Source organism: Streptomyces sp. NPDC024555 (assembly GCF_055559335.1).
The window spans coordinates 68742-81920 of sequence record NZ_JBVHKV010000017.1; the positions used below are offsets into that span (position 1 = coordinate 68742).

General features: G+C 74.1%; 9 protein-coding genes. 2 read left to right on the forward strand and 7 right to left on the reverse strand.

Annotated features, from left to right (window positions below; genetic code table 11):
• Nucleotides 1–8: 8 nt before the first annotated feature.
• The 7 genes from ACZ4FH_RS27340 to ACZ4FH_RS27370 all read right to left on the reverse strand — a co-directional run bounded on the left by ACZ4FH_RS27340 (nucleotide 9) and on the right by ACZ4FH_RS27370 (nucleotide 9834).
• A complete protein-coding gene (locus tag ACZ4FH_RS27340; RefSeq protein WP_467308115.1) occupies nucleotides 9–1043 on the reverse strand; it encodes a 3-oxoacyl-ACP synthase III family protein in 1035 nt (344 codons plus the stop codon).
• 133 nt (nucleotides 1044–1176) lie between these two features.
• Nucleotides 1177–2517, reverse strand: a complete 1341-nt coding sequence (locus tag ACZ4FH_RS27345) for a glutamine synthetase family protein (RefSeq protein ID WP_467308117.1) — start codon at nucleotides 2515–2517, stop codon at nucleotides 1177–1179.
• 138 nt (nucleotides 2518–2655) lie between these two features.
• Nucleotides 2656–4593 (reverse strand): PLP-dependent aminotransferase family protein, encoded by a 1938-nt coding sequence (locus ACZ4FH_RS27350; RefSeq protein WP_467308118.1) that lies wholly within the window; start codon nucleotides 4591–4593, stop codon nucleotides 2656–2658.
• Nucleotides 4590–5366: an ABC transporter ATP-binding protein gene (locus tag ACZ4FH_RS27355; protein ID WP_467308119.1), complete on the reverse strand. Its 777-nt coding sequence runs from the start codon at nucleotides 5364–5366 to the stop codon at nucleotides 4590–4592. The genes ACZ4FH_RS27350 and ACZ4FH_RS27355 overlap by 4 nt, the downstream gene beginning before the upstream one ends.
• An 11-nt stretch (nucleotides 5367–5377) precedes the next feature.
• Complete coding sequence (locus tag ACZ4FH_RS27360; RefSeq protein ID WP_467308120.1) at nucleotides 5378–7276, reverse strand: dipeptide/oligopeptide/nickel ABC transporter permease/ATP-binding protein; 1899 nt, start codon at nucleotides 7274–7276, stop codon at nucleotides 5378–5380.
• Between the two features lie 2 nt (nucleotides 7277–7278).
• Entirely contained in the window at nucleotides 7279–8247 is a 969-nt protein-coding gene (locus ACZ4FH_RS27365; RefSeq protein ID WP_467308122.1) for an ABC transporter permease, read from the reverse strand.
• Between the two features lie 12 nt (nucleotides 8248–8259).
• On the reverse strand, nucleotides 8260–9834 hold the full coding sequence (locus tag ACZ4FH_RS27370) for an ABC transporter substrate-binding protein (RefSeq protein WP_467308123.1): 1575 nt from the start codon (nucleotides 9832–9834) through the stop codon (nucleotides 8260–8262).
• 494 nt (nucleotides 9835–10328) lie between these two features.
• Between ACZ4FH_RS27370 and ACZ4FH_RS27375 the strand changes: the two genes are divergently transcribed.
• Together ACZ4FH_RS27375 and ACZ4FH_RS27380 are read left to right on the forward strand one after the other, a co-directional pair.
• Entirely contained in the window at nucleotides 10329–10652 is a 324-nt protein-coding gene (locus ACZ4FH_RS27375; protein ID WP_467308124.1) for a DUF5132 domain-containing protein, read from the forward strand.
• A gap of 195 nt (nucleotides 10653–10847) precedes the next feature.
• Nucleotides 10848–13151, forward strand: coding sequence for an ABC transporter ATP-binding protein (locus tag ACZ4FH_RS27380; protein ID WP_467308126.1), 2304 nt, complete (start codon nucleotides 10848–10850; stop codon nucleotides 13149–13151).
• The last annotated feature ends 28 nt before the right edge of the window (nucleotides 13152–13179 follow it).

Below are 13179 nucleotides of genomic sequence, written 5' to 3' on the forward strand. Positions count from 1 at the left end.
GGGCCGGTTCAGGCGTGGCGCAGACAGAGCGATCCCCACTGGAATCCCGCGCCGATGGCGGAGAGCACATAGGTGTCGCCCGGGAGCAGCTCGCCCCGGGCGCGGGCGGCGTGCAGCGCGGTGAACGCCCCGGCCGACCCGGTGTTGCCCAGCCGGTCCACGGTGATGGGGGCCCGGTCGTGCGGGACGCCGAGGGCGGTCAGGGCGGCGTGGACGATGTTCAGATTGGCCTGGTGCAGGAAGAAGTGGCGGATCTCGTCGACCGGCACACCGGCCCGCCCGGCCGCGTTCGCGATGCTCTCCGGCAGCCGGACCGTCGCGGTGTTCCAGACGGCGCGGCCGTCCATGAACAGGTAGTGGTCCCCGGCGGCGACCGTCGCGGCGGTCGTGGGACGCCGGGAGCCGCCGGCGGGGATCTGGACGTCGTACGACAGCTGCGAGCCCAGGTCGTAGGAGAGCAGGCCCGCTCCCGGGGTGTCGGAGCGGGTCAGGACCACGGCCGCCGCGGCGTCGCCGAAGAACACCCCGGCCGTCCGGTCGGCGGGGTCGGTGACCCGCGAGGCGCAGTCGGCGGCGAGGAGCAGCACCGTGGTGATCGACGGATTCTGCAGCAGATGGGCGGCGATCAGCAGGGCCTGGATGCCGGAGGCGCAGGCGGCCTGGGTGACGTCCAGCGCCAGGGCGCGAGGGGCGCCCAGCGCCTCCTTGACGATCAGCGCGGTGGAGACGAGCGGCTGGTCGCCGGTGTAACTGGCGACGATCACCGCGTCCAGCCGGGCCGGGTCGGTCCCCGAGGACTCCAGGGCCGGGAGGGCGGCGGCGACACACATGTCGGACGTCGCCAGACGCGGGTCCAGCCGCCGGCGTTCACGGATGCCGGTGCGGCTGGTGATCCAGGCGTCGCTGGTGTCCAGGGTGCGGGTGAGCTCCTGGTTGGTGACGACCCGGGGCGGCAGGTGCACCCCGGTGCCGGCCACCGCGAACGGCACGGCCAGCGCGGCACCGGTCTGGTGGGACAGCGTCCTGTCCGGCGCGAGGGTCATGCCGCCGTGCTCCGCCCGCGTGCGGCCGGTCCACCTCGGAGAGCTGCCATGGTTCCGTATCCATTCGTCGGTTCATGAGGGGCCCGGCCCACACGCCGGGGAGAACGAGCGGTCGCGTACGCACGCGACCGGGTCAGTACCGCCAGCGGACGGCTTCCACGATGCCGGCGTCCGTGGACTGCGCGAACAGCTCGGCCTCCGCCCGCCGCACCGCCAGCACCGCCTCGTACAACTCCGGGCCGAACGCCTCGCGGAGCAGTACGGACTTCTCGTACGCGTCGATCGCCTCGGGCAGCGACGCCGGGAGGCGCTCGGCGAGATCCAGCGAGGCCGGGTCGGCGGTGGTCTCGGGCGGGAGCGACGGGCCGGCGTCCAGACCGGCCGTCCCGGCGGCCAGCACCGCCCCCAGCGCCAGATACGGATTGGCCGCCGCGTCGAAGCACTTCAGCTCGGCGTTGGCCTGCCCGGATTCCGACCCGGTGATCAGCCGCAGTGCCGCCTCGCGGTTCTCCAGCCCCCAGCAGCGGTACGCCCCCGCCCAGTGGGACGGGACGAGCCGCAGATACGAGGCCGCGGTGGGCGCGCCCACCGCGATCAGGGCCGGGAGTTCGGCGAGGACACCGGCGAGGAAGTGCTCGGCCTCGGGGTGCAGACCGTGCCGGCCGGATCCGCCGTGGGCCAGGTTGCGGCCGTCGCGCCAGAGGCTCAGATGGAGGTGGCCCCCGTTGCCGACGGCACCCTCGGTGAAGACGGGCGCGTAGGAGACCCGCAGACCGTGCCGGGCGGAGACCGCTCGGACGGTGTGCCGCACGAGCATCGTCGTGTCGGCCGCCTCCACCGGTCCCTCGGCGGCCACCGAGACCTCGAACTGCCCCGCGCTGTACTCGGGGTGGAGCTGGAGCACGGACAGACCCTGGGCGGTGAGGGCGCGCATGACGTCGCGGAGGTAGTCCGACAGCTCGACGAAGCGCGTCATCCCGTACGCGGGACCCACCGTGGCCGGGGCGCCGGACGCGTCGGCCACGATCCACTCGACCTCGATGCCGGCCCGGACGGACAGACCGCGCCGCTCCAACTCCCCGACGGTCCGCCGGGCGAAGAGGCGCTGGCAGCCGGGGTGCGGGGTGCCGTCCTGGCCGAGGCGGTCGGCGGGCGCCCAGGCCCAGCCGGGCTGGGCGTGCAGCGGGGTGAGCCGGTCGAGGTCGGGGACGAGGCGCAGATCGCCCACCGGCCCCCCGCCGTCCGGGTAGTCGGTGATGGAGTCGTCCACCAGGAAGACGTCGAAACAGGGGGCGGCGCCGACGCCGTACGCGGCGGCGTGTTCGAGCTGGGCGAGCGGGACGGACTTGACCCGGGTGATTCCGGCGTTGTCGACCCAGCCGAACACCACCCCGTCGATTCCGTCGGCGGCGAGCCGGGCAGCGGTCCGGCGGGCCCGGTCGGCCCGTTCCGCTCGGGTGTGCTTGATGATCATTCCTCCATGTTTGCGTCAACGCCCCCTGGGCGACGACTGGTTGGTGATGAGTTCACCCGTCCGTGAACGGGGCGGCGGTGAGGTGACCTGTGTCCCGGGCCTTCGCGGCCCGGACCGTGCGCGGGTGTCCGCGGCCGTTCAGGGACGGGCGGCAACGGCCCGCCGGGCCCCGGGAAGGGCCGTCCGCGCGGCGGGCACGGACGCCGGGCGGGAGACCGCGGCGAAGTCCCTCACCAGATCGTCGACCAGGGCGTCGACCCGCTCCCTGGTGACCGAGGACATCAGGAAGACATGCGCGTACGCGCGCGGGCCCGCCGGATCCGCCGGGTCGGTCAGCACGTCCTGGCAGGACAGCGACCACTTCGCCACCGTCGCGTCACCGGGCCGGCGGAAGCGGACCGTGATCGCCCCGGGGCTGCGCGCCGCCCACAGATCGATCCCGTGCGTCGCCCTCAGCCCGTCGAGCCGTTCCAGCAGATAGCCGCTGAGCCGCTGGGCTCTCCTGATCAGCGCGATCTGGTCCTCGTAGGAGTGCCGCGCCAGATGGTCCCAGAGCATCAGCGGGGAGAGCCCGTTGCGCGAACCGGCGAACGTGGTGTCCCGGGTGTCGATGTACGGGGCCCGCGCGGGCGGCCTCAACTGGTACTTCACCTTCGTCATGTAGATCCCGCACGGCCACGGCGCCCCGGGCCACTTGTGCCCGCTCATCGCGATCGACGCGACCATGTCCACCCCGCGCCCCGTCACGGGACTCGTCGGCGTCAGCCCGAAGTCGAAGGCGGGCAGGTCGAGATCGGCCGGATCGGTTCCGCACGGACCGTCCCCGGTCGGGACGCCGGGGCCGGAGCCGTCGGCGCAGTGACCGGCACCGGCCGGAGCGGAGGAGCCGGCGTCCGGTGCCCGCCCCGTCCCGTCCTTCCGCTCGCGTGCCATCCGGACGAACGGCACGTACGCCGCCCCCAGCGCACCGTCGACATGGATCCAGAAGCGCCGGCGGCGTTCGGTGACCCGCTCCCCGGTCTCCGGATCCGTGCCGAGGTCGAGGACCGCGTCCACCATGCCGTGCCGCTCGAAGACCGGCAGCAGCCGCGCGCACACCGTGTCGACCTCGTCGTGCGCCCCCTTGAACGTGCTGCCGAGATTGAGGCTGATCAGCACCGGATGGCCCCGGCCGGCGAAGAAGTCGACCAGCTTCACCAGCGCGTCCACATCGATCCGGCCGCTGCCGTCGCCGGGGCCGCCCGAGGGACCCGGCTCGCAGGGAACCTCGCGCGGCCAGGGCAGCGCCGCCCCGCCCGCGTCGGTGAGCGGGCAGTCCCCGGGCCCGTACAACGACTCGGCCACGTCGTGGAAGGTCTCGATGCCCAGGACGCGCACGGCCTTCGCCACCGAGTAGTGGGTGTCCTCGGAGTAGAACGCCACCGGCCGGAACGCGACCGGCCGCTCCGCATGCGACGCCGGGGCGCGGACCGGGGCGAGACCCGCCGCCCCGACCCGCTCGGGCCGCAGCAGCGGCTTGCCGCCGAGGTAGTCGCGGGCGTTCCACAGTCCGTACATGTTGCCCTCGGTGGAACCCATGGACAGCACATAGCCCCAGTACGACTCGCCGTTCTCCGGGTCGTGCGGCCAGGTCGCGTTCCACAGGGCGGCGTAGTAGTCCAGGACGGCCCGCTCGACGACCTTGGTGTTCAGCTTGTAGCCGCCGCTGCGAAAGGGGTCCCCGAGGTTGTTGATGTTGTTCGGCATGAACCGGGCGAGATCCAGCACGGTGTCCCGCATGTCCTGCGTGGCCTGGTAGCCGAGGAAGTGGTCCCGCCGCTCCGCGAGGTACAGCTCCAGCGCGCAGATCGCCCCGCGCCGCCGCGCGGCGCCGAGCCCGTCCGGCGACAGCGCGAAGTCACCCGTCCGCAGACCCGGTTCGGAGACGTACGAGGCCGAGGGGTCCCGCACCGGACGGCTGACCGGCCACGGCGGATCGTCGGCGCTCCACCACCCTCCGGGAGACGGCTCCCCGGGCCCGTGCCCGCCGTCCGGGCCGGACGGGATCTGCTGCGGACAGTGCGGGACTTCGGTCACGGGGGACTCCGATCGGGCAGGGGCGGGCGCAGACTCGGCACGGCGGCGAGCAGCTCCCGGGTGTACGGGTGCCGGGGCGCGCGCAGCAGGTCGTCCGTGGGCGCGGTCTCGACGATCCGGCCGTGCCGCATCACCGCCACCCGGTCCGAGACATGGCACACGGCCGGCAGATTGTGGCCGATGAACAGCATCGACAGACCCAGCCGCCGCTGGAGCGACCGGACGGTGTTGAGGACGGCGGCCTGCACCGAGACGTCGAGCGCGGAGGTCATCTCGTCGGCGATCAGCAGGCCGGGCCGGACGGCCAGGGCGCGGGCGATGGCGACTCGCTGGAGCTGGCCGCCGGACAGGTCGCGCGGCAGCCGGCCGGCCATCCCGGGGTCCAGGCCGACGAGTCCGAGCAGTTCGGCGACGCGTGCGTCGCGCGCGGGCCGGTCCAGCCGTTCGAAGACCGTGGCCGCCTCGACGAGCGTGCTCCGGACCGTCGACCGGGGGTCCAGGGCGGTGTCCGGGTCCTGGAGCACCACCTGGACCAGCCGGGCCAGCCGTCGCCGGCCGCGTACGGTACGCGTCCGCACCTCCCGGCCGTCGACCAGGATCCGGCCCCCGTGCGCGGGGACCAGGCCGACGACCGCGCGCGCCAGGCTCGACTTCCCGGAACCGGACTCGCCCACGAGCCCGAGCGTGGTGCCGGACGCGATCTCCAGCGAGACCCCCGCCACGGCGGTACGCGGACCGGACCGGCCGGGGTGGCGGACGGTGAGGTCACTCACCCGGAGGCACGTCATGACGGGCTCACCGCCGCCCCGTCGTCCACCGGCACCGGGGACCAGCACGCGACCCGGTGGCCTGCGGCCGGTTCCACCGTCGGCGGGGCCTCCTCGGCGCACCGCTCCACCCGGCGCGGACAGCGCGGGGCGAAGGCGCACCCCGGCGCCGGCGCGCGGGGGTCGGGCGGCGGTCCCGGGACGGTCGGCAGCGGCGTGTCCCGGTCGGCGCTGAGCGCCGGGACCGACGCGACCAGGGCCCGGGTGTACGGGTGCCGGGCGCCGTCGGCCAGACGGTCGGCGGGCAGGGCCTCGACGACCGTGCCCGCGTACATCACCAGGACCCGCTCGCAGAACTCGCCCACCAGCGCGATGTCGTGACTGATGAACAGGACCGCCGTGCCGTCCTCCCGGCGGATGCCGGTGAGCAGCCGGAGGATCTGCCGCTGCACGGTGGTGTCGAGGGCGGTCGTCGGCTCGTCCGCGATGATCAGCCCCGGCCGGGTCATCAGCCCCGCCGCGATCATCACGCGCTGCCGCTGCCCGCCGGACAGCTGGTACGGACGGACGCGCAGCAGCGCGGGGTCCAGTCCGACCCGGCGGAGCGCCTGCTCCGCCTGCCGCAGCGCCTCGGCGCGGCTCGCCCCGCGATGGGTGCGGACGGCCTCGGTCAGCTGGGTGGAGATCCGCAGCGCCGGGTTGAGCGCCGACGCCGGGTTCTGGAAGACCAGGGCCAGTGCGGTCCCGAGGTGCCGGTCCCGCTCCTTGCGGGACAGGGAGGCGGGATCGGTCCCGAGCACCCGCAGCGTGCGCCGGGACGTCCGGGCGCCGTACGGCAGCAAATCGGCGACGGCCAGCGCGGTGAGCGACTTGCCGGACCCCGACTCCCCCACGAGACCCACGGTCTCGCCGCGCCGCAGCGACAGGCTCACCCCGCGCACCGGCCGGACCGGGCCGTCCGGGGTGGGGAGTTCGACCCCGAGGTTCTCCACGCACAGGACCTCGTCGTCCTCGGCGGGACCGTTCACGAGGCCCGCAGGAGCGCCCCCTACGGGGCGGCGCGGGCCGGGCAGCCGGGCGGGGACGCGGGGGGCCGGATCGCGTCCCGCCACCCGCCCGGCCAGCACCTCACCGAGCAGCTGGAAGGCCAGGGCCGCGTAGAGGACGGCCAGCCCCGGGGCGAGCGCGGGCAGCGGTTCGGCGTAGATCCGGTCCAGGCCCTGGCTCAGCAGCTGCCCCCAGTCGTAGCCGGGCGGCTGCACGCCCAGACCCAGGAAGCTCAGCCCGGAGAGGGCGACCAGGGAGGTGCCCGCCGCCGTGGTGGTGCTCAGCAGAAGCGGTTCGGCGATGTTCGGCAGGACATGACGCACCAGCAGCCGCAGGCGGCGCAGACCGAGGACCCGGGCCGCCGCGAGGTGGTCGGTGCCGGCCACACCGGCGGCGAGGGTCTGGGCGAGCCGGGCGAAGCCCGGGACACCGGCCACCGCGAGCGCCAGCATCGCCCCGGTCGCCCCCGCGCCGAGCACCACCGCGAGGAACATCGCGACCAGCAGGGCCGGGAACGCCAGCAGCAGGGTGATCAGTCCCGCGACCAGCCGGCGGGCCCGGGGGCCGAGCACGGCCGTGGAGGCCCCGAGCGCGATGCCCGCGCCCGCGCCCAGCAGATCGGCCCCCAGCGCGAGCAGCAGCGAGGGCCGGGCCGCCGCCAGCACCCGGGCGAGCAGATCGCGGCCCAGGTTGTCGGTGCCGAAGGGGTGCGCCGCGGACGGGCCCCGGAGCACGGCCGAGGGGTCCGGCCGTTCGGCCTCCGCCCCCCAGAGCAGGGGACCGGCCACGGCGACCGCGAGCAGCGAGGCGAGCATGAGCGCGGTCAGCCAGGCCATGGGCGAACGCAGCAGCCGGACGCGAGGGCTCATCGTCACATCTCCCGGATCGCCGAGCGGGGATCGAGCACGGCCAGCGCCACGTCGACCAGCACCCCGGCCAGCAGCACCGAGGTGCCCAGCACCAGCACCATCGCCTGGACCACCGGATAGTCCTGCGCGACGACGGACTGGGCCAGGGCGGAGCCGATGCCGGGCCAGGCGAAGACCTTCTCGACCAGCACGGTTCCGGCGATCAGCGCGGGCAGCAGGCTGCCGGCGACGGTGAGCGCGGCGGTGGCCGTGTTCGGCGCCGCGTGGCGCAGCAGCCGGCGCGCGGGGGACAGACGTCTGCCGCGGGCGGTTCGCATGAAGTCCTCGCCCAGGACCTTCAGCGCCTCCACCCGCACGACGCGCAGCAGGACGGCGGTGGGGGCGAGGGAGAGCGCGAGGACCGGCAGGACGAAGGACTCGACGCCCGCCGCACCGGCCACCGGGAGCAGTTGGAGCCCCACGGCGAGCAGTGCGGTGAGCCCGGCGGCCAGCACGAAGTCGGGGACCCCGGCCAGTCCGGCGGTGCCCACGGCGAAGGCCAGCTCGGTGCGCGGGCGGCGGCCGTCCCGGGTGCGTACGGCGGCGAGCAGCCCGCCGGGCAGGGCCACGGCGAGGGTGGCCAGGAAGGCGAGGCCGGCGATCTCCAGGGTGGCGGGCAGCCGGGTGCGGACCAGTTCCGCCACCGGGGTGCCGGTGACCAGGGAGGTGCCGAGCTCGCCGTGGAGCAGTCCGCCGAGGTACTGCCGGTACTGGGAGAGCAGCGGCGCGTCGAGCCCCAGGGCGTGGCGGCGGGCGGCGACCAGCCCGGGGGAGGCGTCGACGCCGAGCGCGGCCCGCACCGGATCACCGGGCACGAGCCGGATCATCGCGAAGGAGGCGGTGAGCACGACCGCGAGGGAGAGCAGCAGCCGTGCGCCGCGACGGCCGAGGAACACCGTCCAGGGGTGCCGCAGCAGGGGAAGTACGGACATGGGGGCCCCGGATCACTGGTGGAGGCGGATGCTGGTGGGCACCAACTGGCCGCCGAACGTGGTGGTGAACGTGGTGCGGTGGCCGTAGACCCCGCTGCGGCCCTCCGCGACGGGCAGCGCGTCGGCCGAGCGGAAGAGCGCGGCGGCGGCCCGGTTCCAGGTGGAACAGCCCGAGGTGTCGGCCTCGCGCAGGGCGCGGGCCACCAGGGCGTCGTACGCGGGATTGGCGACCCCGGCGAAGTTGAGGCCCCGGGCCGGGGCCGGTCCGGAGAAGAACGGGATGAAGCCGACCGGCAGGGCGAACCCCGGGGTGCTGCCGATCACCACGTCGAAGTCGGCCGTCCGGTACATGGCGTTGACCAGGGCCGGCAGGCTCTCGGTGACCAGGTCGACCTCGGCGCCCAGCTCCGTCCACTGCCGGGCCATCAGCTCCGCGACCGAGGTCAGCGTCGGGCCCAGGTCGGCGCTGGTGAGCAGCCGCAGCCGCAGCGGCCGGCCGTCCCTCGTGAGCGGACCGTCGCCGGCCCGGGTCCATCCGGCGCGCCGCAGGGCGCGGGCGGCGTCGTAGGAGGGGAGATGGGCGTCGGCGAGCGCCGCGCGGCAGACGGCGCCCACCGCGCCGAAGTCGCCCGCGGGGCTGCCCCGGCCGCCGACGGCGACATTGGCGAGCCCCTGCCGGTCCAGCCCGGCGACCAGGGCGCGGCGCAGCACCGGATCGGCGAGCACCCGGCCGGGGCGCTGGTTGAAGAAGGTCAGTCCGATGACGGAGGTCACCTCGGTGGCGGACAGGCCGTGCCCGTCCAGCCGGGACCGGTCGGGTCCGCTCACATGCGCGATCTCGATGCCGCCGGTGAGCAGCAGATTGGCCGCAGTGGAGGTCTGCGGCACCACTGTGAGCACCAGGCGCGCGGGCAGGCCCCGTGCGGCCGTCGTCGCCCCGGCGGGGCCCCAGTCGTATCCCTCCCGCACGGTGAACTCGTACGGCCCGCCCGGGGTGTAGCGGGTCAGGACGTACGGCCCGGTGCCCTGGGTGGTGCGCTCCAGCCGGCCGGGGTGGTCGAGACCGGCGGGGCAGACGATCGGCAGCAGACCGACGGTGCGGACGAGGAACGGGAACGGGGCGGCGGTCCGTACGGAGACGGTGCCGGCCCGGTCGTCGGCGGACGCGGTGAACGGGACGTTCGGCAGGACGGTCTGGGCGCCCGCGAGCTGATGGGCCGGATCGCTCGCGTAGGTGAGGGCCCGGGAGACCGCCGAGGCGGTGAGGCGGGTGCCGTCGGAGCAGGTGACGCCGGGGCGGAGGGTGAAGGAGGCGGTGGTGGCCGTGGCCCGCCAGGAGGTGGCCAGGCCGGTGACCGGGGTGCCGTCGGGGGCGAGGCCGACCAGGGAGTCGTAGGCGTAGCGGGCCTGGGAGGCGCCGAACGCGGAGTACGGGTCGAAGCTCGGTGTCTCGCTGGACTCGGCGATCCGGACGGTGCCGCGGTCCACCAGCGGGGTGGTCGTGGAGGAGGTGGCGCCGCTGCCGCATCCGCTCAGCGCGGCGGTGAGCGCGGCCGCCAGGACGACCGGTGGGGTGCGTCGGGGCATGGCGCCATCGTGCCACCGGCGCGGGGGCACTCGGTGCCAACTGGCGTGTGCGTCAAGCGCGTTCGATACGGCCGAACCGCCTGCCCACCGGGCCGGGAGCGGCCGGGGGAGGTGCGGTCGGGGCGATGGGATTCATCCGTTCGGGGTGCGGTGCACCGGGTGCCGTGGGGATGACGGAAAGGGGATTCGCGAGAATGAAAATCCGATAAACCTATGAATGGGTTCGGGGCCCGGAAGGAAACAGGTGACGGGGGAGAAGTCAAGGAACACTCACACGAGTGAATCGAACGACATCCATTTGGCTCAGGCGGTTGTGGTTCGACTACCGTGATCACAGGGTCGGACGACGCATGCCGGTGATTCGAGAATCCGATTCGGCGGATGAATCCTCAATTCCGAGATGGAATGCTTCCATCCGCCCGGCTCCGCACCGCTCCGTTGTCCGCGGGGTCCGGGTTCCCTGTCATTCCCATGCGTAGAGAGGACGGAGCATCATGCCTCCCGTAGTACCGCCCTTCCTGGTCGGCCTCATCGTCGCGCCACTGGCCAAGCGCCTGATCAAGCCACTGGTGCGTGGTGTCGTCAAGACGTCCGTCGGCATCGCGATGGAGGTGAAGAAGGCGGCCCACGAGGCCGGGGAGAACATCCACGACCTCGCGGTCGAGGTGGCCGCCGACGTCGTCGCCACGCAGATGGCCGCCGGCGAGATCGACATTCCCTCGCCCGGCGACCGCCACGCCGGGGGCGAGTCCCCGGGTGCGGCCAAGGGCGACGCGAAGACCCCGAAGATCCGGGCGACCGCCGCCAAGACGCACTGAAGGTCCCCTTAAGGACCTGAGGCCGTCGCCGGACACACAGGCCGAAAGGTTTCGGCCGAATGTGTGCGGGCGGCGGCCGATCGCGGCCGTTCCACTCCCCTTTTCCGCCGATCAAGAATTCCCGCTCCGTCGCTCCGCTCCGTCGAATTTTCCCGACAGATTTCCGCGACCTCCGCGAACAGGTGACCGTTACACATGCCATCGCTCCTCGATGCCCCGGCCGGACTCCGCCCCGTCGAACGGGGAGCGAGCCCGCGCTCGGTCACCCCGGGCCGCCAGCGCTGGGACGTCGGGCTGGTGCTCGGACGGCCCCGGTCGGCCGAGCTCCTCGCCGCCGCGCTGCGCCGCGTCCCCGGGATCACCGAGGCCGGCGCCAACCCGGTCACCGGCCGGGTGCTCGTCCGGCACGACGTACGCATGGGCGCGGCGGAGGTCGGCCGGATCGTCCGCCGCGCGGTCGCCCTCGTCGCCGCGCGCACGGCCGGGGCGGAGCACCGGACCCCCGCCCGGCCGGCCCCCGTCCCGGCCCCGAGGACCGACATCGGCACCGTCGCCCGGCCGGTGATCGCCGTCGGCGGTGGCATCGCGGCCGGAATCGCCCTCGTCAAGGGCTCGGCGCTGAGCAGGCAACTGGTGGCGGCCGGGGGCGCGGCCGCGGCCACCGCCGCCGTCCTCCGCAAGGGCTGGCGCCGCACCGCCGAGGCCTCCCGCACGGCGACCGGGCCGGACGGGGACGAGGCCGGTCACCCCCTGCTGGAGATCGTCGGCCCCCACCGCGGCCGCCTCTACCGCGCCGCCGCGCTCTCCGTCGCCTGCCAGATCTCCGAGATGGCGCTCGGCACCTTCCTCGGCTGGACCGGCCTCGTCCTCATCAAGGGCGAGGCGGCCCCCCTCGCCGCACTGGGACTCACCACGGCCACCGCCCAACTCTGGGGCCTGGCCGGACTGGTGGCCGCCGCCTGCGCCGCCGTCGCCGGCCTCTCGTACGCCTCCACCCTCCAGTGGCGCCGGCTCGGCCAGGACATCGAGCACGACTGGCGGAGCCGTACGTACCGGCACGTCCAGCAGCTGGAGATGGAACACCTGGAGGGCGAACGGACCAGCAGGATCGCCGGGGCGCTCACCAACGACACGGGCCAGCTCGGCGCCTTCTTCGCCGGCCCGGCCAACGACATCCTCCAACTCGCCACCAGCCTCGCCCTGCTGGTGCCCGCCTTCCTGTTCCTGGCACCGCAGATCGCCTGGATCGCCTTCCTGCCCATCCCGGTCATCGCCTGGCTCTCGCTCGACCATCAGTCCCGCGCGGCCGCCGACTACGCCGTCGCCGGGGAATGCCGGGCCAGGCTCGGCAGCCAGGTCATCAACTCCCTGGAGGCCGGAGCCACCGTCAAGAGCTTCTGCACCGAGGAGTACGAGGCCGACCGCATCGACACCCTCGGCGAAGAGGTCCGGGACAGCAGCCACGCGACCGACCGCACCACCTCCCGCCACGCCGAGACCGTCCGCGCCTGCACCACCGCCTCCATGGCCGGGATCCTGCTCATCGGCGGACGCTCCGTCCTCAACGGCACCCTGCGCTTCGAGGTGTTCAGCCCGCTGATCGGACTGCCCCAGATGCTGCTGATGCGGATGAGCCGGCTCGGCGGCATCGCCGACCAGTACCAGCGCACCCTCACCTCCTACGACCGGGTCCAGCGACTCCGCGCCCTGCCCGTCGAGACCGACGACGGCGACATGCCCCTCGACCCCGGCCGGGTCCGGGGCGAACTCGTCCTCGACGGCGTCACCTTCGCCTACCCCGGCCGCCCGGCCGCCCTGGACGACCTCTCGCTCACCGTTCCCGCCGGGCAGGTCACCGCCCTGGTGGGCGCCACCGGCTCCGGCAAGACGACCATCGCCAAACTGCTGATGCGCTTCCAGGACGCCGAATCCGGCACCGTACGGCTCGACGGCCGGGACATCCGCGGGCTGCGCCGCCACGATCTGCGCCACGCCATCGGCTTCGTCGCCCAGGACCCGTTCCTCTTCGACGGCACCCTCGCCGACAACATCCGCTACGGCAGTTTCCACGCCACCGACGAGGCCGTCGTCCAGGCCGCGACCATGGCCGAGGCGCACCCCTTCATCGCCGCCCTCCCCGACGGCTACGACACCCTCATCGGGGAGCGCGGCGCCGCGCTCTCCGGCGGCCAGCGCCAGCGCATCGCCCTGGCGCGCGCGATCCTCAAGGACTCACCGGTCGTCATCCTCGACGAGGCCACCTCCGCCGTCGACAACGAGACGGAGGCCGCCATCCAGCGCACCCTGCGCAGCTTCGCGGCCGACCGCACCATGATCGTCATCGCCCACCGTCTCTCCACGGTCCGCCATGCCGACCGCATCTACGTCATGGAACAGGGCGGCGTCGTCGCCGAACAGGGCACCCACGACGAACTCGTCGCCCGGCAAGGCCTCTACGCATCCCTCTGGCAGCTCCAGGCCGGCGACATCGCCGCCTGACGCGCACCGCGTCCCGCCCGCCCCACAC

What these genes read in the sequence shown, in the direction of transcription:
- ACZ4FH_RS27365 (WP_467308122.1), bottom strand. Translation starts at nt 8,247, where the DNA reads ATGTCCGTACTTCCCCTGCTGCGGCACCCCTGGACGGTGTTCCTCGGC.
- ACZ4FH_RS27340 (WP_467308115.1), bottom strand. Translation starts at nt 1,043, where the DNA reads ATGACCCTCGCGCCGGACAGGACGCTGTCCCACCAGACCGGTGCCGCG.
- ACZ4FH_RS27375 (WP_467308124.1), top strand. Translation starts at nt 10,329, where the DNA reads ATGCCTCCCGTAGTACCGCCCTTCCTGGTCGGCCTCATCGTCGCGCCA.
- ACZ4FH_RS27345 (WP_467308117.1), bottom strand. Translation starts at nt 2,517, where the DNA reads ATGATCATCAAGCACACCCGAGCGGAACGGGCCGACCGGGCCCGCCGG.
- ACZ4FH_RS27380 (WP_467308126.1), top strand. Translation starts at nt 10,848, where the DNA reads ATGCCATCGCTCCTCGATGCCCCGGCCGGACTCCGCCCCGTCGAACGG.
- ACZ4FH_RS27360 (WP_467308120.1), bottom strand. Translation starts at nt 7,276, where the DNA reads ATGAGCCCTCGCGTCCGGCTGCTGCGTTCGCCCATGGCCTGGCTGACC.
- ACZ4FH_RS27370 (WP_467308123.1), bottom strand. Translation starts at nt 9,834, where the DNA reads ATGCCCCGACGCACCCCACCGGTCGTCCTGGCGGCCGCGCTCACCGCC.